20 protein-coding genes are annotated in these 23,887 nt (G+C 70.1%); 11 read left to right on the forward strand and 9 right to left on the reverse strand.

Translation table 11 applies throughout. The annotated features are described in order from the left end of the window. The first annotated feature begins 180 nt into the window (after positions 1-180). The 4 genes from ABZ434_RS01575 (at position 181) to ABZ434_RS01590 (ending at position 8,114) form a co-directional block, all read left to right on the forward strand. The gene (locus tag ABZ434_RS01575) at positions 181-1,995 is read left to right on the forward strand and encodes an ABC-F family ATP-binding cassette domain-containing protein (protein ID WP_359131259.1); all 1,815 of its coding nucleotides are present in this window, start codon (positions 181-183) and stop codon (positions 1,993-1,995) included. 162 nt (positions 1,996-2,157) lie between these two features. After that, positions 2,158-3,891, forward strand: a complete 1,734-nt coding sequence (locus ABZ434_RS01580) for a PQQ-binding-like beta-propeller repeat protein (protein ID WP_359131260.1) — start codon at positions 2,158-2,160, stop codon at positions 3,889-3,891. Between the two features lie 415 nt (positions 3,892-4,306). Further along, a complete protein-coding gene (locus tag ABZ434_RS01585) occupies positions 4,307-6,124 on the forward strand; it encodes a PQQ-binding-like beta-propeller repeat protein (RefSeq protein ID WP_359131262.1) in 1,818 nt (605 codons plus the stop codon). 112 nt (positions 6,125-6,236) lie between these two features. Then, the gene (locus tag ABZ434_RS01590; RefSeq protein ID WP_359131264.1) at positions 6,237-8,114 is read left to right on the forward strand and encodes a PQQ-binding-like beta-propeller repeat protein; all 1,878 of its coding nucleotides are present in this window, start codon (positions 6,237-6,239) and stop codon (positions 8,112-8,114) included. Positions 8,115-8,180: 66 nt separating this feature from the next. Here the strand turns inward: ABZ434_RS01590 and ABZ434_RS01595 are convergent, their stop codons facing one another. After that, positions 8,181-8,627, reverse strand: a complete 447-nt coding sequence (locus ABZ434_RS01595) for a hypothetical protein (protein WP_359131265.1) — start codon at positions 8,625-8,627, stop codon at positions 8,181-8,183. Positions 8,628-8,837: 210 nt separating this feature from the next. Between ABZ434_RS01595 and ABZ434_RS01600 the strand changes: the two genes are divergently transcribed. Beyond that, positions 8,838-9,533, forward strand: coding sequence for a LuxR C-terminal-related transcriptional regulator (locus ABZ434_RS01600; protein WP_359131266.1), 696 nt, complete (start codon positions 8,838-8,840; stop codon positions 9,531-9,533). 39 nt (positions 9,534-9,572) lie between these two features. On the opposite strand, the gene ABZ434_RS01605 is transcribed toward ABZ434_RS01600, so the two are convergent. Together ABZ434_RS01605 and ABZ434_RS01610 are read right to left on the reverse strand one after the other, a co-directional pair. Continuing rightward, a complete protein-coding gene (locus tag ABZ434_RS01605; protein WP_359131267.1) occupies positions 9,573-9,869 on the reverse strand; it encodes a hypothetical protein in 297 nt (98 codons plus the stop codon). Positions 9,870-9,884: 15 nt separating this feature from the next. Continuing rightward, entirely contained in the window at positions 9,885-11,555 is a 1,671-nt protein-coding gene (locus ABZ434_RS01610) for a sodium:solute symporter family protein (protein WP_359082768.1), read from the reverse strand. A gap of 223 nt (positions 11,556-11,778) precedes the next feature. Here ABZ434_RS01610 and galT point away from each other — a divergent pair, with 223 nt between their 5' ends. Genes galT through galK form a run of 3 tightly spaced genes read left to right on the forward strand, consistent with a single transcriptional unit; the run spans position 11,779 to position 14,962 of the window. After that, entirely contained in the window at positions 11,779-12,822 is a 1,044-nt protein-coding gene (galT, locus tag ABZ434_RS01615; RefSeq protein WP_359131269.1) for a galactose-1-phosphate uridylyltransferase, read from the forward strand. Beyond that, on the forward strand, positions 12,819-13,799 hold the full coding sequence (galE, locus tag ABZ434_RS01620) for a UDP-glucose 4-epimerase GalE (RefSeq protein WP_359131271.1): 981 nt from the start codon (positions 12,819-12,821) through the stop codon (positions 13,797-13,799). The genes galT and galE overlap by 4 nt, the downstream gene beginning before the upstream one ends. Continuing rightward, positions 13,796-14,962, forward strand: a complete 1,167-nt coding sequence (galK, locus tag ABZ434_RS01625) for a galactokinase (protein WP_359131272.1) — start codon at positions 13,796-13,798, stop codon at positions 14,960-14,962. Before galE ends, galK begins: the two co-directional genes overlap by 4 nt. A gap of 16 nt (positions 14,963-14,978) precedes the next feature. Here the strand turns inward: galK and ABZ434_RS01630 are convergent, their stop codons facing one another. Further along, the gene (locus ABZ434_RS01630; protein WP_359131273.1) at positions 14,979-15,422 is read right to left on the reverse strand and encodes a GNAT family N-acetyltransferase; all 444 of its coding nucleotides are present in this window, start codon (positions 15,420-15,422) and stop codon (positions 14,979-14,981) included. Positions 15,423-15,689: 267 nt separating this feature from the next. Between ABZ434_RS01630 and ABZ434_RS01635 the strand changes: the two genes are divergently transcribed. Continuing rightward, entirely contained in the window at positions 15,690-16,544 is an 855-nt protein-coding gene (locus ABZ434_RS01635; protein ID WP_359131274.1) for a response regulator transcription factor, read from the forward strand. On the opposite strand, the gene ABZ434_RS01640 is transcribed toward ABZ434_RS01635, so the two are convergent. Further along, the gene (locus ABZ434_RS01640) at positions 16,503-17,000 is read right to left on the reverse strand and encodes a MarR family transcriptional regulator (protein ID WP_359131276.1); all 498 of its coding nucleotides are present in this window, start codon (positions 16,998-17,000) and stop codon (positions 16,503-16,505) included. The two genes, ABZ434_RS01635 and ABZ434_RS01640, sit on opposite strands and share 42 nt — an antisense overlap. A gap of 88 nt (positions 17,001-17,088) precedes the next feature. Between ABZ434_RS01640 and ABZ434_RS01645 the strand changes: the two genes are divergently transcribed. After that, positions 17,089-17,886, forward strand: coding sequence for a trans-aconitate 2-methyltransferase (locus tag ABZ434_RS01645; RefSeq protein ID WP_359131277.1), 798 nt, complete (start codon positions 17,089-17,091; stop codon positions 17,884-17,886). Beyond that, positions 17,886-18,269 carry a VOC family protein gene (locus ABZ434_RS01650; protein WP_359131279.1) on the forward strand — a complete coding sequence of 128 codons (384 nt, stop codon included), beginning with the start codon at positions 17,886-17,888 and terminating at the stop codon, positions 18,267-18,269. The genes ABZ434_RS01645 and ABZ434_RS01650 overlap by 1 nt, the downstream gene beginning before the upstream one ends. Positions 18,270-18,309: 40 nt before the next feature. Here the strand turns inward: ABZ434_RS01650 and ABZ434_RS01655 are convergent, their stop codons facing one another. The 4 genes from ABZ434_RS01655 to ABZ434_RS01670 form a co-directional block, all read right to left on the reverse strand. Beyond that, a complete protein-coding gene (locus ABZ434_RS01655; RefSeq protein ID WP_359131280.1) occupies positions 18,310-20,070 on the reverse strand; it encodes a VCBS repeat-containing protein in 1,761 nt (586 codons plus the stop codon). Positions 20,071-20,148: 78 nt separating this feature from the next. Further along, complete coding sequence (locus ABZ434_RS01660; RefSeq protein WP_359131281.1) at positions 20,149-21,810, reverse strand: VCBS repeat-containing protein; 1,662 nt, start codon at positions 21,808-21,810, stop codon at positions 20,149-20,151. Between the two features lie 279 nt (positions 21,811-22,089). Next, entirely contained in the window at positions 22,090-22,776 is a 687-nt protein-coding gene (locus ABZ434_RS01665) for a TetR/AcrR family transcriptional regulator (RefSeq protein WP_359131283.1), read from the reverse strand. Further along, the gene (locus ABZ434_RS01670; RefSeq protein WP_359131285.1) at positions 22,773-23,753 is read right to left on the reverse strand and encodes a fatty acid desaturase; all 981 of its coding nucleotides are present in this window, start codon (positions 23,751-23,753) and stop codon (positions 22,773-22,775) included. Before ABZ434_RS01670 ends, ABZ434_RS01665 begins: the two co-directional genes overlap by 4 nt. Between the last annotated feature and the right edge of the window lie 134 nt (positions 23,754-23,887).

The following is a 23,887-nucleotide window of genomic DNA, read 5'->3' on the forward strand; positions in this document are numbered from 1 at the left end:
CCGGTGCCGGCCGGGTACCGGCCCCGGGCCTTGATCGATCCGGGCAAGGTACCGCACGGGGGTGTCGGCGAGAACGCCGTGCCGGGCCCCGTCCCGCACGGGTGAGCGGGCGCTCGTCAGGAGTCCGGCGCCGTGGCGACTACGCTGAAGGCCAGTGTTCTTCTTCGAGCTGGAGCGTTTGTGGCCGTCAACCTCGTCAATGTCGAGCAGGTCAGCAAGGTGTACGGCACCCGTGCGCTGCTCGACGGTGTGTCCCTCGGCGTGTCCGAGGGGGACCGGATCGGTGTCGTCGGCCGTAACGGAGACGGCAAGACGACCCTCATCCGGATGCTCGCCAAACTGGAGGAGGCGGACACCGGCCGCGTCACCCACAACGGCGGACTGCGCCTCGGCGTCCTGACCCAGCACGATTCGCTCGACCCGAAGGCCACGATCCGCCACGAGGTCATCGGCGATCTCGCCGACCACGAGTGGGCGGGCAGCGCCAAGATCCGTGACGTGCTGACCGGGCTCTTCGGCGGTCTCGACCTGGCCGGCTTCGAGCAGGGCCTCGACACCGTCATCGCCCCGCTCTCCGGTGGCGAGCGCCGTCGGATCGCGCTGGCCAAGCTCCTCATCGCCGAGCAGGACCTGATCGTCCTCGACGAGCCGACCAACCACCTCGACGTCGAGGGCATCTCCTGGCTGGCCGGACATCTGCGCGCCCGCCGCTCCGCACTGGTCTGCGTCACCCACGACCGGTGGTTCCTCGACCAGGTCTGCACCCGCATGTGGGACGTCCAGCGCGGCACCGTCCACGAGTACGAGGGCGGCTACAGCGACTACGTGTTCGCGCGGGCCGAGCGGGAGCGGATCGCCGCGACCGAGGAGTCCAAGCGGCAGAACCTGATGCGCAAGGAGCTCGCCTGGCTGCGGCGCGGGGCCCCCGCCCGTACGTCCAAGCCGCGCTACCGCATCGAGGCGGCCAACGAGCTGATCGCCGACGTGCCGCCGCCGCGCGACACCAGCGAGCTGATGAAGTTCGCCAACGCCCGGCTCGGCAAGACGGTCTTCGACCTGGAGGACGTGACCGTCCAGGCCGGCCCCAAGACGCTGCTCACCCACCTCACCTGGCAGCTGGGCCCCGGTGACCGGATCGGTCTGGTCGGGGTCAACGGTGCGGGCAAGACCTCGCTGCTGCGCGCCCTGGCCGAGGCGGCCCGCAGCCAGGGCGAGGAACAGCCTTCGGCCGGGAAGATCGTCGTCGGCAGGACCGTCAAGCTGGCCTACCTCTCCCAGGAGGTCGCGGAGCTCAACCCGAACCTGCGGGTGCTGGAGGCCGTGCAGCAGGTGCGCGACCGGGTCGACCTCGGCAAGGGCCGGGAGATGACCGCGGGCCAGCTCTGCGAGCAGTTCGGCTTCTCGAAGGAGAAGCAGTGGACGCCGGTCGGCGACCTGTCGGGTGGTGAGCGGCGCAGGCTGCAGATCCTGCGGCTGCTGATGGACGAGCCCAACGTCCTCTTCCTCGACGAGCCCACCAACGACCTCGACATCGAGACCCTGACCCAGCTGGAGGACCTCCTCGACGGCTGGCCCGGGTCGATGATCGTGATCTCCCACGACCGGTTCTTCATCGAGCGGACCACGGACCGGGTGATGGCGCTCCTCGGCGACAAGTCGCTGCGGATGCTGCCGCGCGGCATCGACGAGTACCTGGAGCGCAGGCTGCAGATGACGGCGACGGCCACGCCCGCCGCCCCGGCCCGGTCCGCGCCGGCCGCGGCCGCCGCCCCCGGCGTCTCCGCGCAGGAGGCCCGCGCGGCCAAGAAGGAACTCCAGAAGGTCGAGCGCCAGCTCGACAAGATGTCGACCCGCGAGACGACGCTGCACGCCCAGATCGCCGACAACGCCACGAACTTCGAGAAGGTCGCGAAGCTCGACGCCGAACTGCGCGAACTCGTCGCGGAGCGCGATGTGCTGGAGATGCGCTGGCTGGAACTGGCCGAGGACGCCTGAGCCAGGGCCTTTTCGCCGGGTGGTCGGTACAACTGCTGTGACCGGTGTGGCCGATGAGGCCTGAGGGGCGGGTGGTAGAAAGAAACCCTGGCCGGCGTGACAGCCGGACCGCGTCGCACCACAGGCACCGACGGAACGACAACGGAACAGGGGAACGGGCCGATGAGCCAGCCGCCCGGACAGCAGCCGCCGCAGGGCGAGTTCGGAGCTCCTTACGACCCGCCGCCCGGGGCGTATCCGCCACCGCCCGTCCAGCCGCAGCCGGCCGGTCCGTACGGCACTCAGCCGGGTCCGTACCACCAGCCCGGCCCGTACGGAGCACAGCCCGGCCCGTACAACCCGCCGACGCAGGGCTTCGGTCACGGCTATCCGCCCCAGCGACAACAGCCGGTCCCCGGCTACCCGACGCAGCCCCCGCAGCCCGGGGGACCGCGCGGCGGCGGCCGCTTCCGCGGCCGGACCGGGATGCTCATCGGCGGCCTGCTCGCGGTGGTGCTCCTGGCGGGCGGCGGCATCTGGCTCGCCACCGGCGGCGACGGCGACGACCCGAAGCCCACGGCGAACGGCGGCCACAGCTCCGCGCCGCCGGCTCCGGCCCCCACCGGGAGCGGAGGAAAGGGGGACGACGAGGGCGGGGACACGATCAGCCCCCGCGCCGAGACCGCCGCCATCAACGCGAAGCGCAAGCCGGGGGAGTCGAAGCTCCTCTGGCTGCAGAGGAGCGGCGTCGACCTGCCGGACGGCGGGGAGGACGTGTACGGCCCGTGGTTCGCCGGCGACACCGTCGTGACGGCCATGTACCACACGATCACGGGCTATTCGATCGCCGACGGCACGCTCAAGTGGAGTCTGCGGCTGCCCACTGACGCGTGCGCGGCACCCACCCGGCCCACCGCCGACGGCAAGATCGTCCTGGGCATCGAGCACAGCACCGCGAGCGACGCGTCCTGCGACAACCTCCAGATGGTCGACCTCGCGACGGGCAAGCTCGGCTGGCGCAAGGAGTACGTCCGCGACGGTGTCTGGGACGAGCTCTCCGACCTCGCGATGGCGATCAACGGCGACACCGTGACCGTGGGGCGCACCAGCAGGACCGACGCCTTCCGGGTCAGCGACGGCAAGGTGCTGTTCGGGAAACTGCCCGGCAACTGCCAGCCGTTCGGCTTCGCCAGCGGGCCCGTTGCGATCGCCGCGGCGAGCTGCCAGACCGCGGCGGACGACCACAAGGAACATCTCGTGGAGCGGATCGACCCCGCCACCGGCAAGGTGCAGTGGACGTACAAGGTCAAGAAGGGCTGGCAGGTCGCGCAGATCTACTCCGCCGACCCGCTGGTGATCTCGCTCAAGCAGGAGAAGAAGTGGGCCATCCTGGTACTCAACGCCAATGGCACGTACCGCACCCAGCTCTCTGGCGGACCGGGAAACTACGCACCCGAGTGCGACAAGGACCAGCGCGTCCAGGGGTCCAACCTCGACAGCTGCGTCGGGGTGGCCGCCGGTGCGAACACGTTCTACATGGCGACCGGGGCCGTGGACGTCAAGGCCGGTGAGGGCAACAAGGTCGCTGCGTTCGACCTGTCCACCGGCAAGTTCCGGTGGGCGGTCACCTCTCCGGCCGACCAGCCACTCACGCCCTTGCGGACGGACGACGGCAAGCTGCTGATGTACCTTGCGGCGGCCAGGAACAAGGGGGGCGGGATCGCCTCTCTCCCGTCCACCGGCGGCGACTGGCAGATGCTGCTGCGCCACCCGGCGGCGGCGGCCGGCGTCGAGCGTGACTTCTTCGGTACGCACGTCTCCTACGTGAACGGGCGCAGCTTCCTCACGCATGCGCGGATCAGCGGCTCGAACGACGAGGAAGTGGAGACGCGATCCATCGCCGCCTTCGGCAACTGACGGCGGATCAAGGGCTGTCCCGCAATTCCTGGTGGATCAGCGCGCGGCGTCAGATGCGGTGCATCGCAAGGCGGAGAGGCGCCCGCATACTGGACGTATTCGGGCGTTTCGACAACGCGGCGAGGTGCCGTAGCTGTCGTCGTGCGCCCGCCAGGAATTGCGGGACAGCCCTTAGGCGTAACGGCGGCATCACGGGGCGGTTCTCCCTTGGGCACAGGGGTGGACCGAACCGGAACCGGCGCGGGGCCGGGTGGTACAAAGAAGCCCCGCCCGACTGACGTAACACCGCGGGATCCATGCCCGATTCGCTCCATTTCGCCGGCAATTCGGAGAGTCTTCGCCGACTCCCGGGGCTCCGGCGTGATCGCGGGGGAGTCCGGACCGGGCACCGGACCGCATGAAGGGGGACGCGCTGATGAGTCAGCCGCCCAGCCAGCAACCGCCGCAGGGAGGCTTCGGCGCTCCGCAGGAGCCGCCGCAGGGGGTACCTCAGCCGCCCCAGGGCCCGCCGCAGACACCGCCGCCCGCGCAGCCGCCGCAGGCACCGGCCGCCCAGCCGGGTTACGGCTACCCCCAGCAGCCGGGTCCGTACGCCCAGCAGCCGGGCCCGTACGGCCAGCCGCAGCAGCCCGGCCCCTACGGCGCGCAGCAGCCGGGCCCGTACGCCCAGCAGCCCGGCCCCTATGGCCAGCCGCAGCAGCCCGGTTACGGCTATCCGCAGCAGCAGTACCCCGGCGCCCCGGGGCCGGCCGGTCCGGCGGGACCCGGCGGCGGCAACCCCTTCAAGGGCAAGCCCGCCATGATCATCGGGGCAGCGGTCGCCGCGCTCCTGGTCATCGGCGGCGGCGTCTTCCTGCTGTCGGGCGGGGACGACGACGACAAGAAGCCGGTGGCGAAGAAGAGCGGCGAGGTCCAGCAGCCGACCGCCTCGCCCACCGTCGACGAGGGCGACGGCAACGGCACCGGCCGTGAGGGCGACGACGACCTGAACGGCGGGCGCAAGCCCGGCGAGGCGAAGGTCCTCTGGCTCCAGAAGAACGACGTCGACCTGCCGCGCAACGGCGCGGACGTGTACGGCCCGTGGATCGTCGGCGACACCGTCGTCAAGGGCATGTACCGCACGGTCTCCGGCTATTCGGTGGCCGACGGCAAGCAGAAGTGGACGCTGAAGCTGCCCGCGGACATCTGCTCCGCGCCGGCGCAGACCACCACGGACGGCAAGATCGTCATCGGGGTCAAGAACGGCACGAGCGACAAGGCCGACTGCTCGGACCTCCAGCTGATCGACCTCAACACCGGTAAGGCGGGCTGGAAGAAGCCGGTCAAGAGCAGCGGGCTCTTCGACATGATGTCGGACATCTCCCTCGCCATCAGCGGAAACACCGTGACGGTCGGCCGCACCGGCGCCTCCAACGCGTTCCGGGTGAGCGACGGCAAGGAGCTGTTCGGCAAGCGCGACGGGATCTGCCAGCCGTTCGCCTTCGCCGGCGGTCCCAAGCTCATTGCCGCCACCAGCTGCCGTACCGATGACCTCGACAACCCGCAGCACCAGATCGAGGAGATCGACCCGGACACCGGCAAGCCCAAGTGGACCTACAAGCCCCCGCGTGGCTGGGAGGTCGACAAGGTCTACTCGGTGAGTCCCCTCATCGTGTCGCTGACCAAGGGAAGCAGCAGCGACGACAAGAAGTGGAACATCATCGCGCTCCGGGAGAACGGCACGCTCCGCTCCCAGGTCGTCAGCGACAAGGGCGACAAGTTCGCACCGGACTGCGGTGGCGCGTTCGCCATCTTCGGTCAGCGCCTCGACGGCTGCACCGGTGTCGCGGCCGACGCCAACACCTTCTACATGGCGACGCAGGACGACACCAGCGGCTCCGCCCGCACCAACCAGGTCGTCGCCTTCAACCTGAACACCGGCAAGACGAAGTGGAAGGCGAAGGCCCCGGCCGGGCAGACCATGAAGCCGCTGCGGATGGAGGGCGCCGACGTGCTCCTCTACGTGGACGCCGGTTACAACAAGGGCGGCGGGATCGCCACCCTGGCACCCTCCGGCGGCAGCCCGAAGACGGTGCTCCAGCACCCGGCGTCGACGGCGCAGATCGAGAGCTCCTTCTGGGACGAGGAGGTGCTCTACGCGGGCGGCCGCTCGTTCATCGCGAGCGGACGGGTCAGCGCGACCAACGACGAGAAGGAACTGGAGACGAAGACCATGATGGCCTTCGGCAAGTAACAGCTCCCCACGGCATCCGCAGGAACACCACCGGTCGCGGACCACGGCAGACCCGTCCGCGGCCGGCTCCGGCCCACCGATCGACTCCCCTTCTCCAGAGGTACGCAACGCCATGACGCAGCCGCCCCAGCCGCCGCCCAACGACCCGCCCCAGGGCGGGTTCGGCGCCCCCCAGGACCCGCCGCCCGGCGGTTTCGGTGCCCCGCAGGACCCCCCGCCCGGTGGCTTCGGTGCCCCGACGCCGCCGCCCGCCGACCCGTTCGGCAAGCCGCCGGCCACCCCGCCGCCCCCGGCCCCCGGCGGCTACGGCACTCCGCCCCCCGCCGGCCCGCCCCAGCAGCAGCCCGGCTACGGCTACCCGCAGGGCCCGCCGCAGCAGCCGGGTTACGGGTTCCCGCAGGCGCCCCCGCAGGGCGGCCCGCAGCAGGGGTACGGATTCCCGCCCGGCCAGCCGCCGCAGCAGGGCTACGGCTACCCGACCACCCCGATGCAGCAGCCGTACCAGCCGCAGCAGCCCGGCGGCAACGGGCCGAAGAAGTTCTCCACCCAGTCCCAGATCATCGTCGCCGCGGTGGTCGCCGTGGCACTGATCATCGGCGGCGGCGTCTGGTTCGCATCCAGTGGCGACGACGGCAAGAAGAAGGACGAGGCGTCCACGTCCACCGGCACCACCGGTGAGAACAAGGGTGGTTCGGGCGGCAGCAGCAGCGGCGGCGGCAAGGAGAAGGCCCCGGCCGACATCAAGGCCGAGGTGGGCTTCCAGCTCCCGCAGCCCAAGGTCACCGATGTCACCACGGTCTCCGGCTCCTGGCTGACCGACAAGGCGTACGTGAAGACGGGCGTCAACGAGATCGTCGGCTACGACCCGGCCAAGGGCACCAAGCTCTGGTCGATCCCGCTGGACGGCCAGGTGTGCGCCGCCTCCCGGCACATGAGCAAGGACTTCAAGACGGCCGTCGCCTTCGAGGAGGGCAAGCGGTCCGCGTCCAACAAGTACCCCAGCTGCAACCAGGTGGGCGCCCTCGACCTCAGCACCGGCAAGCTGATGTGGAACAAGTCGGTGACCGCGTCCACCGGCGGTGACCGCCCGGTCCGGTTCGACGAGGTCACCCTCAGCGGCAGCACGGTAGCCGCCGGCGGCACCGAGGGCGGCGCCGCCTTCGACCTGAACACCGGCGCCGAGCGCTGGAAGCCGAAGGTCAGCACGGACGGCTGCTACGACAAGGGGTACGGCGGCGGCGAGGCCCTCGCCGTGGTCCGCAAGTGCGGGACGTACGACGACCCCCAGCTCATCATCCAGGCCCTGAACCCGACTTCGGGCGCCCCGCTCTCCTCGTACAAGATGCCGCCCGGTGTCGACTACGCGAGCATCGTCTCCACCAAGCCCCTGGTCGTCGCCGCCGACGTCGGTGACACCGCGGGTGACGGCAGCGGCATCTCCGACTTCTTCTCGATCGACGCGGCCAGTGGCAAGCTCCTCACCCGGATCGCCGCGGACGGCGAGAAGTACGCGGCGAGCTGCCGTTCCACGAAGGTCGAGAGCTGCCAGCACCTCGCTGTCGGCAACAACCGCATCTACGTGCCCACCGAGGAGCACGAGGGCACCGGGGAGTACGGCAACACCAACGAGATCGTCTCGTTCGACCTGACCACCGGCAAGCCGACCAGTGACCGGGCCGACGCGGGCGACCGCTACTCGATGTTCCCGGTCCGCATGGACGGCGGCAACGTGATCGCGTACAAGGAGCCCCCCTACGACAAGGGCGGCCAGATCGTCTCCATCGACGGCGCGACCTTCAAGCCGACCGTGCTGATGGACAACCCGGGCGACGAGTCCGTACGGGACGCGGAGACCAGCTTCTCCTCGGACTACGCCGAGTACATCTACGGCGGTGGCAAGCTGTTCATCTCGGAGACGATGATCAGCAAGCCGCGGGAGAGCTCGCTGGACGACAAGGAGTACCTGGTCGTCTCGTTCAGCACGAACTGACCGCCGGACATGCGTGAGGGGGTGGAGCCGGCCGGCTCCACCCCCTCACGCATGTCTCCCGTACGGTCAGGAGTTGGTGCTGTCGTCGAACGCCGGGTACATGATGCCGGACGAGACGCACTTGAGGATCGTGGTGCCCTCCATCTGGCACAGCTCGATCCGCGCGGTGCTGATCCAGCCACCGGGGTTGGCGTAGCTGGTCGCGCCCCATGCGGTGCCGGCGCCGGTGGAGACCCGGTGGATCGGGAAGTAGTGGGTACCGGCGTCGCCGGTGGTGATCAGCCGTACGCCCACCGAGTGACCGTCGGCGTCCTTGTCCTTCACGTACAGGTAGAGCGGGTCGAGCTTGTACGGGTTCAGCCGCCAGGCAGCCTTCACCTCGGCGTATCCCCACGTCGTGGAGACGTCTTCGCCGGTGACGTTGGAGGCGGCGGCGGCCGTCCCGGTGAACGCGGGTCCTGCCAGTACGGCACACGTGGCCGCCGAGACGAGCAGAGTCTTCTTGAGACGCAAGTTTCCCCCAGAAGGTGATCCGTAATGGTCAGCACGCAGATTACAACAGTCTGAAACCGGCCATGATGAACCATCAACTCGCCTCTGAGACGCAGTAAGTCGGCTATCTCGATCCTTCTGACCGCTTAGGCGCCCGCTGCCTCGAACAAGCGTGTAACTTGCCGGGTCTGGAGGGCCGGGGGGCCTGCCGGTGCGATGGGGGGTTGCCCGATGGGCGTGCGGCTCATGGTGATCGATGACCACCGGCTTCTCGCCGAGGCGCTCGCCTCGGCGCTGAAGCTGCGGGGGCACCGGGTGCTCGCTGCCGCCGCGCCCACATCCGGGGCGGCGGAGCTGGTGGTCAGCAGGGCGCCGGAGATCTGTCTGTTCGGCACGGCGGCACCCGCCGAACCGGGCACCTTCGACCCGGTCGTCAGGATCAGGCGCGAGCGCCCGCAGACCGCCGTGGTGGTCCTCGGGCCGGTGCCCAGCCCGCGGGGCATCGCGGCCGCCTTCGCGGCCGGCGCCGCGGGGTACGTCCGGCACGACGAACGCATCGAAGGCGTCGAGCGGGCCATGGTCAAAGTGCGTGCCGGTGAGACGGCGATCGCGCCGCAACTGCTCCAGGGCGCCTTCGCCGAGTTGCTCAACCCGGCCGCGCAGCCGGACGACGAGGGCCGGCGGCTGCTGCAGATGCTCACGCCGCGCGAGGTCGAGGTCCTGGTCCGGGTCGCCGAGGGCGAGGACACCCGGCTGATCGCGGCCGGGATGCGGATCGCGCCCAGCACCGCCCGCACCCATGTGCAGCGTGTGCTGATGAAGCTGGGCGTCGGCTCCCGGCTGGAGGCCGCGGCGCTCGCCGCCCGTACGGGCCTGCTGGACCGGGCGGTGCTGGAGACGCCGCAGGGGCCGGACACCGTCGGCTGACGGTGTCCGGCCCCTGGTGGCCGACAGGCTGACCGGGTGTCAGCCTGCCGGTGCGTCCGTGGTCTCCGGCGCGGCGGCCGGCGGCTGGGCCGGGCGCAGCTTCAGCCAGACCAGGAAGAACAGCCCCAGGGCCAGCATGGCCAGCCCGGTCCACAGGTTGATGTGGACGCCCTCGGCCTTCTTCAGGTCCGCGTCGGACGGGTTGATCCCGGCGATGGTGATGATGACGCCGTAGACGACGAAGAGGCCGCCGATGATCCGCCGGATGTCGAAGAGGCGGGCCGCTGTCGCGGACTTCTTCTCCAGGTCGGAGACTTCCTTGCGCATGTCGGACATGGTGAGTTGCTCCGATCAGAAGGAGTAGGGGACGTAGCACAGGGCGGCGAGCACGATCGCGCTCCAGCCCAGCAGGGCCGGCCGGCGGTACCAGGCGCTGTCGCCCTCCTCGGGCACCTCGTCCGCCTCCGGGGACTCGGTTCCGTACACCAGGCCGGCCAGTTCGGCCTCTGGCTTGGGTGCCGTGAACAGAGTGACCACGACCATGACGACCGCACCGGCGACGAATCCGACGATCGCGGAGACGAAGTTGGCGCCCTGGTCGCTCGGGATGTCGATGATGCCCTGCTTGTAGATGACGAAGTAGTTGACCATCGCGGCGGTGGTGCCCGCCAGCAGGCCCCAGACACCGGACTTCATCGAGGCGCGCTTCCAGAACATGCCGATGATGAAGACGACGAAGAGCGGGACGTTGAAGAAGGAGAACAGCGTCTGGAGGTAGCTCATGATGTTGGAGAAGCTGGCGGCGATGAACGCCGTGCCGATGGAGGCCAGCACCCCGATCACCGTGATCCCGCGGCCGAAGCGCAGGTAGTACGCGTCCGACTGGTCCTTCTTCACGTACCGCGCCCAGATGTCCGTGGTGAACACGGTGTTGAACGAGGAGACGTTGGCGGCCATGCCCGCCATGAACGCGGCCAGCAGACCCGTCACCGCGATGCCGAGCACGCCGTTGGGCAGCAGCTCCCGCATCAGCAGGGGGATCGCGTCGTTGTAGGTGGTGTCCGAGCCGGCGGTGCCGATGTTCGGCACGACCACGGCGGCGACCAGGCCCGGGATCATCACGAGGAACACGATGAAGATCTTCGGGAACGCGGCGATCAGCGGGGTGCGCTGGGCGGCCGACAGGTTCTTCGCGGACAGGGCGCGCTGCACCTCGGCGAAGTTCGTCGTCCAGTAACCGAACGAGAGCACGAAGCCGAGGCCGAGGATGATCGTCAGCCAGTTGGCGCCGAGGGGGTTGGCGTCACCGATGCCGGTGCCGCCCCAGGCGGTCATGAAGTTCGCGCCGTGACTCGATTCCAGCGAGTCGCTCAGCCCGTCCCAGCCGCCGACCCGCTTGAGACCCAGCACCGTCAGCGGGATCAGCGCGGCGAGGATGACGAAGAACTGCAGCACCTCGTTGTAGATCGCGGAGGAGAGCCCGCCGATGGTGATGTAGATGAGGACGAAGAGTCCCGCGACCACGATCGCGACCCACTGGGGCCAGCCGAGGAGCGCCTCCACGACGATCGACAGGGCGTACAGGTTGACGCCCGCGATCAGGACCGCCGAGAAGGCGAACAGTATGGAACTCAGCAGGTGGGCCGACTTGTCGAAGCGGTGGAGCAGGAACTCCGGTACGGAGCGCACCTTCGACCGGTAGTAGAAGGGCATCATCACCAGGCCCAGGAAGACCATGGCCGGGATGGCGCCGATCCAGTACCAGTGGACGACCGCGACGCCGTACTGCGCGCCGGTCGCCGCCATGCCGAGGATCTCCGTGGCGCCGAGATTCGCCGCGACGAAGGCCAGACCGGTCACCCATGCGGGCAGCGACCGGCCGGACAGGAAGAAGTCGAGGCTCGTCTTCACGCTCGCCCGAGCGGCGAAGCCGATGCCGAGAACGACGACGAAGTAGATCGCCAGGATCGTGTAGTCGAGCCCGTTCGTGGGGAGCCGGAGCCCTGCAGCCAGATATTGCATGTGGGGGTACTCGCTTCGTTGCGCGAACTGAACCCGAAGGAAACTACGCTCTTGTGTTCAAAAACTGAACAGTTCAGATGAGGTTCTTTGTTGGATTGTGATCGTATTGCCCAAAAACCCGGTCTCAACCCCGCGAGATTCCTGTTATGCAGCCGCCGACGACTCATTGACGAGCCTGTTGATTTGTGGTTCATTGTGTGCGGTTCTGTTTGGGAGGAGTCTGGTGAAGAAGACGGTTACGACGCTCGCCGACGGCCGGGAGCTGATCTACTACGACAGCCGTGACGACGTCGTGCGTGACGCGGTCGACCGGCGCCCGCTGGATCCCGTCTCGACCTCCTCCGAGGTCCGCCGTGACCCGCTCCTCGGTGACAGCGTGGCCATCGCCTCGCACCGCCAGGGCCGCATCTACCACCCGCCGGCCGACGAGTGCCCGCTCTGCCCCTCGCAGGAGGGCCGGCAGAGCGAGATCCCGGAGCCGGACTACGACGTCGCCGTCTTCGAGAACCGCTTTCCCTCGCTCGCCGGTGACTCCGGCCGCTGCGAGGTCGTCTGCTTCACCTCCGACCACGACGCGTCCTTCGCCGACCTCACCGAGGAGCAGGCCGCACTCGTCCTGGAGGCGTGGACCGACCGCACCGCCGAGTTCGCCGAGCTCCCGCAGGTCACCCAGGTGTTCTGCTTCGAGAACCGGGGCGCCGAGATCGGCGTCACGCTCGGCCACCCGCACGGCCAGATCTACGGCTACCCCTTCGTCACCCCGCGCACCCAGCTGATGCTCCGCTCCGCTGCGGCCCACCACGCCGAGACCGGCGGCAACCTCTTCGACGACCTCGTGGCCCGCGAGGAGGCCGACGGCTCGCGGATCGTCCTCGCCGCCGAGCACTGGGTGGCCTTCGTGCCGTACGCGGCACACTGGCCGTACGAGGTCCACCTCCACCCGCGCCGCCGCGTTCCCGACCTGAGGGAGCTCGACGAGGCGGCACGCACGGAATTCCCACAGGTCTATCTGGAACTCTTGAGGCGATTCGACCGGATCTTCGGCCCCGGCGAGCCGCCGACCCCGTACATCTCCGCCTGGCACCAGGCGCCGTTCGGAGTGGAGGGGCGGGAGGACTTCGGGCTCCATCTGGAGCTTTTCACCATCCGACGTACCTCCGGCAAGCTGAAGTTCCTCGCGGGTTCCGAATCCGGCATGAGCGTGTTCATCAACGACGTGCCGCCGGAGACCGCGGCCCAGCGACTGCGAGAGGTAGCGAGCGAGTGAGCAAGTCCCCGAAGAAGTACCTGGTGACCGGCGGCGCGGGATACGTGGGCAGCGTGGTCGCCCAGCACCTGCTGGAGGCGGGCCACACGGTCACCGTCCTCGACGACCTCTCCACCGGCTTCCGCGAGGGCGTCCCGGCCGGCGCCGAGTTCATCGAGGGCCGTATCCAGGACGCCGCCAAGTGGCTGGACCCCTCCTACGACGGGGTGCTGCACTTCGCCGCGTACTCCCAGGTCGGCGAGTCCGTCACCGACCCGGAGAAGTACTGGGTCAACAACGTCGGCGGCTCCACCGCCCTGCTCGCCGCGATGCGTGACGCCGGGGTGCGCACCCTGGTCTTCTCCTCCACCGCCGCCACCTACGGCGAACCGGTCTCCAGCCCCATCACCGAGGCCGACCCCACCGCCCCGACCAGCCCGTACGGCGCCACCAAGCTCGCCGTCGACCACATGATCACCGGGGAGGCCGCCGCCCACGGCCTGGCCGCCGTCTCGCTGCGCTACTTCAACGTGGCCGGGGCGTACGGCAGCTGCGGCGAACGGCACAGCCCCGAGTCCCACCTCATCCCGCTGGTCCTCCAGGTCGCGCTCGGGCAGCGCGAGTCGATCTCCGTCTACGGCGACGACTACCCCACCCCCGACGGCACCTGCGTCCGCGACTACATCCACGTCGCCGACCTCGCCGAGGCCCATCTGCTGGCCCTCGACGCCGCCACCGCGGGCGAGCACCTGATCTGCAACCTCGGCAACGGCAACGGCTTCTCGGTCCGCGAGGTCATCGAGACGGTCCGGCAGGTCACCGGCCACCCGGTCCCCGAAACCGCGGCCCCGCGCCGCGGCGGCGACCCTGCCGTCCTCGTCGCCTCCGCCGCCACCGCCAGGGAGCGCCTCGGCTGGCAGCCGTCCCGCGCCGACCTGGCCGGGATCGTCACCGACGCCTGGACGTTCGCCCGCCGAGAGGAGCCCACCGCACCATGACCGACAACGCTGAGCTGATCACCTCCTTCACCGAGCTCTACGGGACCGTGCCCGAGGGGGTCTGGGCCGCCCCCGGCCGGGTGAACCTGATCGGCGAGTACACCGACTTCAACGACGGCTTCGTGATGCCGCTCGCGCTGCCGCACACCGCACGGGCCGCCGTCGCCCGCCGCACCGACGGCGAGCTTCGGCTCCACTCCACCGATGTGCCCGGCGGTGTCGTCCAGCTCCGCGTCGACGAGCTGGTCCCGCACTCCGGCCACGGATGGGCCGCCTACCCGGCCGGGGTCGTCTGGGCGCTGCGCGAGGCCGGCCACGCGATCACCGGTGCCGACATCCAGCTGTCCTCCACCGTCCCCACCGGCGCCGGGCTCTCCTCGTCCGCGGCCCTCGAAGTGGTCACCGCACTGGCCCTGAACGACCTCTTCGGACTCGGGCTCGCCGCCGCCGAACTCGCGGTACTCGCCCAGCGCGCCGAGAACGCGTTCGTCGGCGTCCCCTGCGGCGTCATGGACCAGATGGCCTCGGCCTGCTGCACCGACGGCCACGCCCTGCACCTGGACACCAGCGACCTCACCCAGCGCCAGGTCCCCTTCGACCTGGCAGCGCACGGCCTCCGGCTCCTGGTCGTCGACACCCGCGTCAAGCACGCGCTCGGCGACGGCGCGTACGCCGAGCGGCGCGCCGGCTGCGAGGAGGGCGCCCGTCTGCTCGGCATGCGCACCCTGCGCGAGCTCGCGTACGGGGAACTGGGCACCGCGCTCGACACGCTGGCGGCCGCCGGCGCGGACGAGTCCGTCGTGCGCTACGTACGCCACGTGGTCGGCGACAACCAGCGCGTCGAGCAGGTCATCGCGCTGCTCGACTCCGGCGAGGTCCGTGCGGCCGGACCGGTTCTCACCGCCGGGCATGTCTCGCTCCGGGACGATCTGCGGGTCTCCTGCGTGGAGCTGGACCTGGTCGTCGAGACGGCGAACGCCGCCGGCGCGCTCGGCGCACGGATGACCGGTGGCGGTTTCGGCGGCTCCGCGATCGTGCTCGTGGAGGAGTCGCAGGCGGACACCGTCACCAAGTCCGTGCTGGAGGCGTTCGCCGCGGCAGGCTACGCGGCCCCGGGCGTCTTCCCCGCGGTGCCGTCCGCCGGGGCCCGCCGGCTCGTCTGAGCCGGCCGGGAGCCGTTCAGCCGAGCTCCTTGACGAGTGTGAACTCGGTGATGCCGGGCGGGTAGTTCTCGATCCGCCCGCTCACCTCGTAACCCCGCTTCCGGTAGAAGTCCGGGGCCTGGAAGTCCCAGGTCTCCAACCGGGAGCGGGTGCAGGACCGTTCCGTGCGGGCCACCCGTTCCGCCTCGGCGAGCAGCCGCGAGCCGAGGCCACAACCGCGCAGCCGGCTGTCGACCCGGAGCAGGTCCACATGGAGCCAGGTCGCCCAGGTGCGGCCGGTCAGGCCCGCCGCGAGCCGGCCCTCGTCGTCCAGCGCCCACACCTCCAGCGGCACTTCGAGCGCCGCGGGCGTATCCCTCAGGGCGCGTAGCCGCGGTGAGCGCGCCGTGTTGTCCTCACGCAGCCATGTGTGCAGCAGCTGACGTCGTTCTTTGTCCACTTCTGTCTCAAGACGGAACATGAACAACACCCTAGGACCCGACCTCCTGTCAGTTCTGTGAAATTCCTTCCCCTCGGGGCTGCCGCCCGTACCCTGATGCACAGCACCGGTGGGGGCCGGTGCTGATTCAGGGGTACGAGACAGCCGGGTGCGACACCCGGAGGGGGTGGCAGTCGGAACACGGCGGCGGCCGTGGACTGCGGTTCAACTCCCCGCTCCGGGCGTCGCACCCGTGCCGGTCCGTCCCTGCCGGGGGCCGCACGCTTCGCGAGTCCCAGAACGCACAGCATGGGGGTGCCTGTGGCCCGTATCCGGGTTCTCGTCGTCGACGACCACCGCATTTTCGCCGAGTCGCTCGCCGCGGCGCTCGCCGCCGAGCCGGACGTCGACGTGGCCGCGGCGGGCAGCGGCCCGGCCGCGCTGCGCTGCCTGGAACGCGCGGCGTCCGAGGGCCGCGGATACGACGTGATACTGGTCGATGCCGAACTGGGCATCCTGCGCCCGCCCGGCCACCCGGCCGCGGGCCCCCTCCCGGTGCCCGCTCCGGCACCCGGCCACCCGGCCGCGGGCCCGGTCCCGGTGCCCGCTCAGCCTTCCGGGGGGAACGGCCCGGTCGACGGCATCTCCCTGGTCGCGGGCATCCGTTCGCTCCGCTCACCCGTGCGCACGGTGGTGCTCGCCGAGAAGGACGACCCGCGCCGGGCCGCGCTCGCCCTCCAGGCGGGCGCCTGCGGGTGGGTCGCCAAGGACAGCTCGCTGCAACGGCTGCTCGCGGTGATCAGGGGCGTGCTGCGCGACGAGACGCATCTGCCTCCGGCGCTGCTCACGGGCGTGCTGCGGGAGCTGATGGCGGACCGCAAGCACCGCACCGAGAGCGAGATGCTCGTCGAGTCCCTGACCCCGCGCGAGTGCGAGGTGCTGCGGTGCATGGTCGCGGGGCTCGGGCGCAAAGCGGTGGCGGAGCGGCTCTTCCTGTCCCCGCACACGGTGCGTACGCACATGCAGAACGTGCTGGGGAAGCTGGGGGTGCACTCGACGCTGGCGGCCGTCGCGCTGGCCCGGCGGGCGGGTGTAGGCCCGGCCGACCTCCAAGCGCCGGTGCTAGCCGGGGATGTTGTCGAACGGGGCAGTCAACTGGCGTAGCAGCCCCGCCAGTTCGCCCCGCTGCTGACGGGAGAGTTCACCCAGGATGGCGCGCTCCTGGGCCAGCAGGCCGGCCAGCGACTGGTCGGCCTTGTCGCGGCCCTCGGCGGTGAGCCGGACCAGCACGCCGCGGCGGTCGCTGGGATCGGGGAGCCGCTCGACGAGGTTCTTCTTGGTCAGCCGGTCGATGCGGTTGGTCATCGTGCCCGACGTGACCAGGGTCTGCGTGAGGAGCTGGCCGGGCGAGAGCTGGTACGGGGCGCCGGCGCGGCGCAGCGACGTGAGGACGTCGAACTCCCACGGCTCCAGGTGATGCTCGGCGAAGGCGATTCTGCGGGCCCGGTCGAGATGGCGGGCCAGGCGGGAGACGCGGCTGAGGACCTCGAGTGGTTCCACGTCGAGGTCGGGGCGCTCGCGGCGCCATGCAGCGACCAGTCGGTCGACCTCGTCCTCCATGTGGATCAGTGTAGAGGGTCTGTCGACATGAAGTCTCTTGAATTCAAGTGTCTTGACATCAAGATACCTGAGGTCGATCCTGGACATCATGACCGCACCCACCTGGGATCCGCAGCAGTACCTGCGCCACGCGGACCATCGCACCCGCCCCTTCCACGACCTGCTGGCCCGCGTCCCCGGACTGCCGGACACCCCCGCCCCACGCATCGCCGACCTCGGCTGCGGCGCCGGCAACGTCACCGCGCTGCTCGCCGAGCGCTGGCCCCGGGCCCGCGTCACCGGCTACGACAACTCCCCGCAGATGCTGGACCGGGCCCGCGCCCACGCCACCCCCCTGCTGGACTTCGCCGAGGCCGACGCCGCGACCTGGACCCCCGCCCAGCCGCACGACCTGATCGTCTCCAACGCCCTGCTGCAGTGGGTCCCCGGCCACGCCGACCGCTTCCCGGACTGGCTGGACGCGCTCACTCCCGGCGGCACCTTCGCCCTCCAGGTCCCGGGCAACTTCGACCAGCCCTCGCACGCCCTGATGCGCGAACTCGCCGAGTCCCCGCGCTGGCGCACCCGGCTCGGCGGGCGCCTGCGCCATTCGGACGCGGTCCTGAGCCCTGCCGGGTACCTCGACCGGCTCACGGCTCCCGGCGTCACCGCCGACGTCTGGGAGACCACCTACCTCCACCTCCTGCACGGCGAGGACCCCGTCCTCGACTGGGTGAAGGGCACCGGACTGCGCCCGGTCCTCACCGCCCTCGCCGACGACGAGGAGGCCGAGGCCGCCTTCCTCGCGGAGTACCGCGACCTGCTGCGGGCCGCGTACCCGGCGGGCCCCCACGGCACCGTCTTCCCGTTCCGCCGCATCTTCGCCGTCGCCCACCGGGAGAAGTGATGATCGCCGCCGTCGACCACGTCCAGCTGGCGGCCCCCGAGGGCTCGGAGGAGGCGCTGCGCACGTACTACGTGCACGTCCTCGGCATGACGGAGATGCCGAAGCCACCGGTCCTGGCCGCCCGCGGCGGCTGCTGGTTCCAGGCGGGCCCGGTCCAGCTGCACCTGGGCGTCGAGGCGGATTTCCGCCCGGCCCGCAAGGCTCATCCGGGCCTTCGGGTGCGGGACATCGAGGCGTACGCGGCCCGGCTGACGGAGCACGGCGCCGAGGTGCGGTGGGACGGCGACCTGCCAGGTCACCGTCGCTTCTTCAGCCATGACCCGGTGGGCAACCGCCTGGAGTTCCTGGAACCGGACGGGGCCCCGGCACCGGAAGTCCGGTGACGGGGCCCCGTCGGTCACGGTCGCGGCTGCGTGCCGTGGATCAGTTCAGGATGCTGTAGGTGTTCCAGCCGCCGCCGAGCCTGACCGGGACGGTGAACGCGGCGGCGCCGTTCGAGATGTAGCGGTAGAGGCTGCCACCGGAGTCGACGGCCAGGAGGTCGGCCTTGCCGTCCCCGGTGATGTCGCCGGGCGTGACCAGCTTCGAGTACACCTGCCAGCCGTTGCCGACGGGGAACCGATTAAGGAACGGCTTGGACGCGACTCCCGTGCCCCGGTACATGTAGAGCGTGCCGGCGGAGTTGCGGCCCAGCAGGTCGGGGAGGCCGTCACCGGTGAAGTCACCGGCGCCGGTGATCACGTCGTACACGTTCCAGCCGCCGCCGACCTTGACGCGGGCGCCGAAGCCCCTGCCGGTGCCGGTGCCGGGGTGGATGTACAGGTAGCCGCTGGTGTCACGGGTCAGCAGGTCGGCCTTGCCGTCCCCGGTCAGGTCGCCGGGGCCGACCGTGACGTCGTAGCTGTCCCAGCCGGTGCTGATCCGGGGAGCTTCGCCCGGCGTGTAGCTGTAGTTGTAGATCCCGCCGTCGGACACGTCCAGCAGGTCGACCAGGTTGTTCTCGTCGAGCGAGGACGCGTGGAAGGGCTTGGCACCCTTCCACCCGCCGACGTCGCTCGACTGGGACCGCGCGCTCAGCTCGCCGTTGTTCAGCGACCGGTAGGACCAGAGCGTGCCCTTGGAGTCGACCCCGAGGACATCGTTCTTGCCGTAGTCGGGGGTGCCTCCCGCGCCGGCGATGAGCGAGGCCACGTCCATCCCCGTGCCGCCCGCGACGCGCGTCGCGAGTTCGCCGCCCGTGCCGGTGGCGAGATAGACGTACACGTCACCGTTGACCGCGCGGCCGATCAGGTCGCCCCGGCCGTCACCGTCCAGGTCGTCGGCGCCGATGACCTGGTTGTAGATCTTCCAGCCGTGGCCGACCCTGGCGCTGTCCGTGAACGGGGCAGCTGTGGAGCCGGTGCCGCTGTAGAAGTACAGGTCGCCGGAGACGGTCCGCCCGTAGAGGTCGGCGATGCCGTCCCCGGTGACGTCGTTCGCCCCGATGAGCTGGTCGTACATGTGCCAGCCCTTGCCGACCAGGACACGGGCGGCGAACGGCGCGGTGGACGTGTCGCCGGTGGCCGGGTACAGGTACAGCTCGCCCGCGGGCGTGCGGGCCAGCAGATCGGACCGCCCGTCCCCGGTCAGGTCGCCGGGCGAGAGGACCTTGTTGTAGATCTGCCAGCCCTTGCCGGTCCATTCCGCGTTACCGGTGCCCGCCCCCGACATGCCCGAGTGGAACGAGAGCGAGCCGTACGGCGACAGGGTCAGCAGATCGGCGAACCCGTCACCCGTCTGGTCGCCGACCGGGACGATGTCCTTGTGCGCGGTCGTGGCCTGACCGGGGATCTCGAAGCCGAACGACCCCTCCACACTGCTCGGCGTGATGCCGATTCCGCCGTCGTAGGTCCGGTAGACCAGGTCGGAGTAGCCGTCGTCGTCGAAGTCCGCACGCGGCTTCGGGGCGACTGCCGCGGCCGCCTGCCGCTGGGCGGTGTGCCACGGCAGATCCAGGACCGGCCGCAGACCTTCCGAGGCCGTGGACCACTCGGTCGCCGCGCGGTGCGGTGCGGTGTCATCGGCCGAGGCCGGGGCGGCCAGCAGCATGCCGGCCGAGAGAACGAGGGCGGTGCAGGCGGCGATCCGGCCCGCGCGCTTCGGGCGCGCGGGCACGGCACGACGGCCGGTTTCCACAGAAGTCATAGCCCCCCCTGGGGTACGAGGCCGGGAGGCCCCGCCCCGCACCCTGTGCGCGGCGGAGCCTCCCGGTCCGGTCATGGATCAGTACAGGTTGGCGTACGTTCCCCAGCCGCCGCCGACCCTGGCCCGGGCGCCGAACTTGCCGGTGCCGGTGGAGGTGTAGCGGTAGAGGTCGCCCTTGCCGTCGACGCCCACGAGGTCGGCCTTGCCGTCCCCGTTGATGTCGCCGGGCGCGGCCAGCTTCTTGTAGGTGTTCCAGCCGCTGCCGACGGAGACGCGGGACTTGAACGGCTTCGTCGCGACGCCCGTACCCGGGTAGAGGTAGAGCGTGCCGCCGGAGGTGCGGGCCAGCAGGTCGGTGAGGCCGTCGCCGTTGTAGTCACCGGCGCCGACCAGCTTGTTGTACGCGTTCCAGCCGCTGCCCACCTTGATCCGGGAGGCGAACTTGGAACCCGTGCCGTTGCCCCGGTAGAGGTAGAGCGTGCCGCCCGGCGTGCGGGCCAGCAGGTCGCCCTTGCCGTCGCCGCTGAGGTCACCGGGACCGACGAGGCTGTTGTAGACGCCCCAGCCGCTGCCGATGGTGTACGCGCCGTTGTACAGCGTGCCGGCGTACAGCTCCATCAGCTCGGCGCGGCCGTCCTTGTCGAGGGACGACGGGAAGGTGATGTTGGCCCCGCCCCAGCCCTCGCCGACCGCCTGCCGGTCGGCGAACAGGCCGTTGTTCTTCGGGTAGTACCAGAACAGGTTGCCCTTGGTGTCGAGACCGAGCATCTCGTTCTTGCCGAAGTCGGGGTTGCCGCCCGCACCGATGAACAGGGACGCCACGTTCCAGCCGGTGCCGCCGCCCGTACGGGTGAGGAAGCTGCCCGCTCCGGTGGACTCGTAGTAGTACATCGCACCGGCCGTCGTCCGGGCGATGATGTCGCCGAGACCGTCGCCGTTGGCGTCGTCGACGCCGATGATCTGGTTGTAGCCGTTCCAGCCGTTGCCGACCTTCACCCGCCCCGCGAAGGGCTTGGCGGCGGTTCCGGTGCCGGCGTAGAAGTACAGCTCACCGCCGGGCGTACGGGCGAAGAGGTCGGCGATGCCGTCGCCGGTCACGTCGTTCGCGCCGACCAGCTGGTCGTAGCCGCCCCAGCCGTTGCCGACCTTGATCCGGGACTTGAACGGGTTGCTGGTGACCGCGCCGTTGGTGACGTACAGGTACAGCTCGCCCGACGGAGTACGGGCCAGCAGGTCGCCGCGGCCGTCGCCGTTCAGGTCGCCGGGGCCGACCAGCTTGTTGTAGATCTGCCAGCCCTGGCCTGACCAGGTGACGTAACCGGTGCCGGTGTCGCCCCAGCTCTGGAAGAGCGAGAGCGTGCCGGTGGCGGACAGCGCCAGGAACTCGGGACCGCCGCCCCCGTCCAGGTCGCCGGGCGCGACGAGGTCCTTGTACTGCTCCTCGTAGTCGCCGTTGATCGTGTACTCGTGCGAGTCGGCGCCGGTCGACGGCTCGACGTAGACGCTGCCGTCGATCGCCCGGTACATCGTGTCGCTGTAACCGTCGCCGTCCACGTCGAGACGCGGCTTGGCGGGCACGACCGCGGCGGCAGCGCCCTCGACGCCCGCCGCACCCGACTTCCGCGCCGGGTGCTTCGGGAGCGTGAGGGACGGCAGCTCGCCGAGGGCCGGCGCGGACTGCTCGACCGCGGCGCGGTGCGGTGCGGTGTCATCGGCCGAGGCCGGGGCGGCCAGCAGCATGCCGGCCGAGAGAACGAGGGTAGTGCAGGCCGCGATGCGGCGCGCGCGCTTCGAGCGCGCGGGCATGACACGTCGGCCGGGTTCCACAGAAGACAAAGCCCCCCCAGGGGTACGTGGTGGAACCGGGAGAAACGCCTTCACAGGTGCATTGCATGCAGGGTGAAGCATTCCCGGGATGGTCACAGACTCTACAACTGTGACCAGCGGGACTGAAGTGTTTTAGCGCTGGACGATGTCTCGGATCGGACACGCGCCAGGAGCAGGCGGCACCACCGGCGCTCAGCTCCTGCGGTGCCCGATCAGTCGCGGCTTCGACTCCAGGTTCTCCAGACCGTGCCACGCCAGATTCACCAGATGGGCGGCGACCTCCGCCTTCTCCGGCTTGCGCGCGTTCACCCACCACTGGCCCGTCAGCGCCACCATCCCGACCAGCGCCTGCGCATACAGCGGCGCCAGCTTCGCGTCGAAGCCCCGGGCCTTGAACTCCAGCCCCAGGATGTCCTCCACCTGCGTGGCGATATCACTGATCAGAGAGGCGAACGTGCCCGTCGCCTGGGCCACCGGCGAGTCACGGACCAGAATGCGGAAACCGTCCGTGTACGTCTCGATGTAGTCCAGCAGCGCGAACGCCGCCTGCTCCAGCAGCTCCCGCGGATGACCGGCGGTCAGCGCACTGGTCACCATGTCCAGGAGCTGACGCATCTCCCGGTCCACCACCACGGCGTAGAGCCCCTCCTTGCCGCCGAAGTGCTCGTAGACGACCGGCTTGGAGACCCCGGCACGCGCCGCGATCTCCTCCACCGACGTGCCTTCGAAACCCTTGTCGGCGAAGAGGGTGCGACCGATGTCCAGCAGCTGCTCGCGGCGTTCCTTCCCGGTCATCCGCACCCGGCGGGTGCGCCGGGCAGAGGGTGCACGGGTGTTCTCGCTGCTTGTGCTTCCATCGGTCGCCACGTCGTCAATCATGCCGCGTCGGCCTGCACAGGGTGGCGCCGGGACTCGATACGCGCGGAGTCGGGCCAGCGCACATCGGTCGCCCAGCCCAGCTTCTCGAACCAGCGGATCAGCCGGGCACTCGAATCGATCTGACCCCGCATCACACCGTGCCGCGCACTCGTCGGGTCGGCGTGGTGCAGGTTGTGCCAGGACTCACCGCACGACAGGATCGCCAGCCACCACACGTTGCCGGACCTGTCCCGCGACTTGAACGGGCGCTTGCCGACCGCGTGACAGATCGAGTTGATCGACCAGGTCACATGGTGCAGCAGCGCCACCCGGACCAGCGAGCCCCAGAAGAACGCGGTCGCCGCACCCCACCACGACATCGTGACCAGGCCGCCCACCAGCGGCGGAATGGCCAGCGAGACGATCGTGAAGGAGAGGAAGTGACGGGAGATCCCGCGGATCGCCGGGTCCCTGATGAGATCGGGGGCGTACTTCTGCTGAGGCGTCCGCTCCTCGTCGAACATCCAGGAGATGTGCGCCCACCACAGGCCCTTCATCAGGGCCGGCAGCGTCTCGCCGAAACGCCACGGCGAATGCGGGTCGCCCTCCGCGTCCGAGAAACGGTGGTGCTTGCGGTGATCGGCCACCCAGCGGACCACCGGGCCCTCCACCGCCAGCGAACCGGCCACGGCCAGGGCGATACGGAGCGGACGCTTCGCCTTGAACGAGCCGTGCGTGAAGTACCGGTGGAAACCGATCGTGATGCCGTGGCAGCCGATGTAGTACATCGCCACCAGCAGTCCCAGATCGAGCCAGCTCACACCGCGGCCCCAGGCCAGCGGCACCGCCGCGACCAGGGCAACGAACGGCACGACGATGAACAGCAGGAGCGCGATCTGCTCGATCGACCGCTTGTTGTCCCCGCCGAGCGTGGCAGGGGGAAGGACCTGACCGTCAGCCGCCTCGGCGGCCTCGATCACTTCGGGGCTGGACTTCATGGGGAGTCCCCTGTGGGTAGGAATGCAGCGAACAGTCGGGGCTACGCACCCGTAACCTACGGCGTCGTAAGTATGGCAGCGAGAAGGCCCGCCACACGAGAGGAAGACGGAGCGGGCACAGACCGCTGCCGTAC

Source organism: Streptomyces sp. NPDC005761 (genome assembly GCF_040630635.1).
Taxonomy (GTDB): domain Bacteria; phylum Actinomycetota; class Actinomycetes; order Streptomycetales; family Streptomycetaceae; genus Streptomyces.

What these genes read in the sequence shown, in the direction of transcription:
- ABZ434_RS01670 (WP_359131285.1), bottom strand. Translation starts at nt 23,753, where the DNA reads ATGAAGTCCAGCCCCGAAGTGATCGAGGCCGCCGAGGCGGCTGACGGT.
- ABZ434_RS01585 (WP_359131262.1), top strand. Translation starts at nt 4,307, where the DNA reads ATGAGTCAGCCGCCCAGCCAGCAACCGCCGCAGGGAGGCTTCGGCGCT.
- galK (WP_359131272.1), top strand. Translation starts at nt 13,796, where the DNA reads ATGACCGACAACGCTGAGCTGATCACCTCCTTCACCGAGCTCTACGGG.
- ABZ434_RS01600 (WP_359131266.1), top strand. Translation starts at nt 8,838, where the DNA reads ATGGGCGTGCGGCTCATGGTGATCGATGACCACCGGCTTCTCGCCGAG.
- ABZ434_RS01635 (WP_359131274.1), top strand. Translation starts at nt 15,690, where the DNA reads ATGGGGGTGCCTGTGGCCCGTATCCGGGTTCTCGTCGTCGACGACCAC.
- ABZ434_RS01665 (WP_359131283.1), bottom strand. Translation starts at nt 22,776, where the DNA reads ATGATTGACGACGTGGCGACCGATGGAAGCACAAGCAGCGAGAACACC.
- ABZ434_RS01645 (WP_359131277.1), top strand. Translation starts at nt 17,089, where the DNA reads ATGACCGCACCCACCTGGGATCCGCAGCAGTACCTGCGCCACGCGGAC.
- ABZ434_RS01660 (WP_359131281.1), bottom strand. Translation starts at nt 21,810, where the DNA reads ATGCTGCTGGCCGCCCCGGCCTCGGCCGATGACACCGCACCGCACCGC.
- ABZ434_RS01610 (WP_359082768.1), bottom strand. Translation starts at nt 11,555, where the DNA reads ATGCAATATCTGGCTGCAGGGCTCCGGCTCCCCACGAACGGGCTCGAC.
- ABZ434_RS01630 (WP_359131273.1), bottom strand. Translation starts at nt 15,422, where the DNA reads ATGTTCCGTCTTGAGACAGAAGTGGACAAAGAACGACGTCAGCTGCTG.
- ABZ434_RS01640 (WP_359131276.1), bottom strand. Translation starts at nt 17,000, where the DNA reads ATGGAGGACGAGGTCGACCGACTGGTCGCTGCATGGCGCCGCGAGCGC.
- ABZ434_RS01655 (WP_359131280.1), bottom strand. Translation starts at nt 20,070, where the DNA reads ATGACTTCTGTGGAAACCGGCCGTCGTGCCGTGCCCGCGCGCCCGAAG.
- ABZ434_RS01605 (WP_359131267.1), bottom strand. Translation starts at nt 9,869, where the DNA reads ATGTCCGACATGCGCAAGGAAGTCTCCGACCTGGAGAAGAAGTCCGCG.
- ABZ434_RS01650 (WP_359131279.1), top strand. Translation starts at nt 17,886, where the DNA reads ATGATCGCCGCCGTCGACCACGTCCAGCTGGCGGCCCCCGAGGGCTCG.
- ABZ434_RS01590 (WP_359131264.1), top strand. Translation starts at nt 6,237, where the DNA reads ATGACGCAGCCGCCCCAGCCGCCGCCCAACGACCCGCCCCAGGGCGGG.
- ABZ434_RS01580 (WP_359131260.1), top strand. Translation starts at nt 2,158, where the DNA reads ATGAGCCAGCCGCCCGGACAGCAGCCGCCGCAGGGCGAGTTCGGAGCT.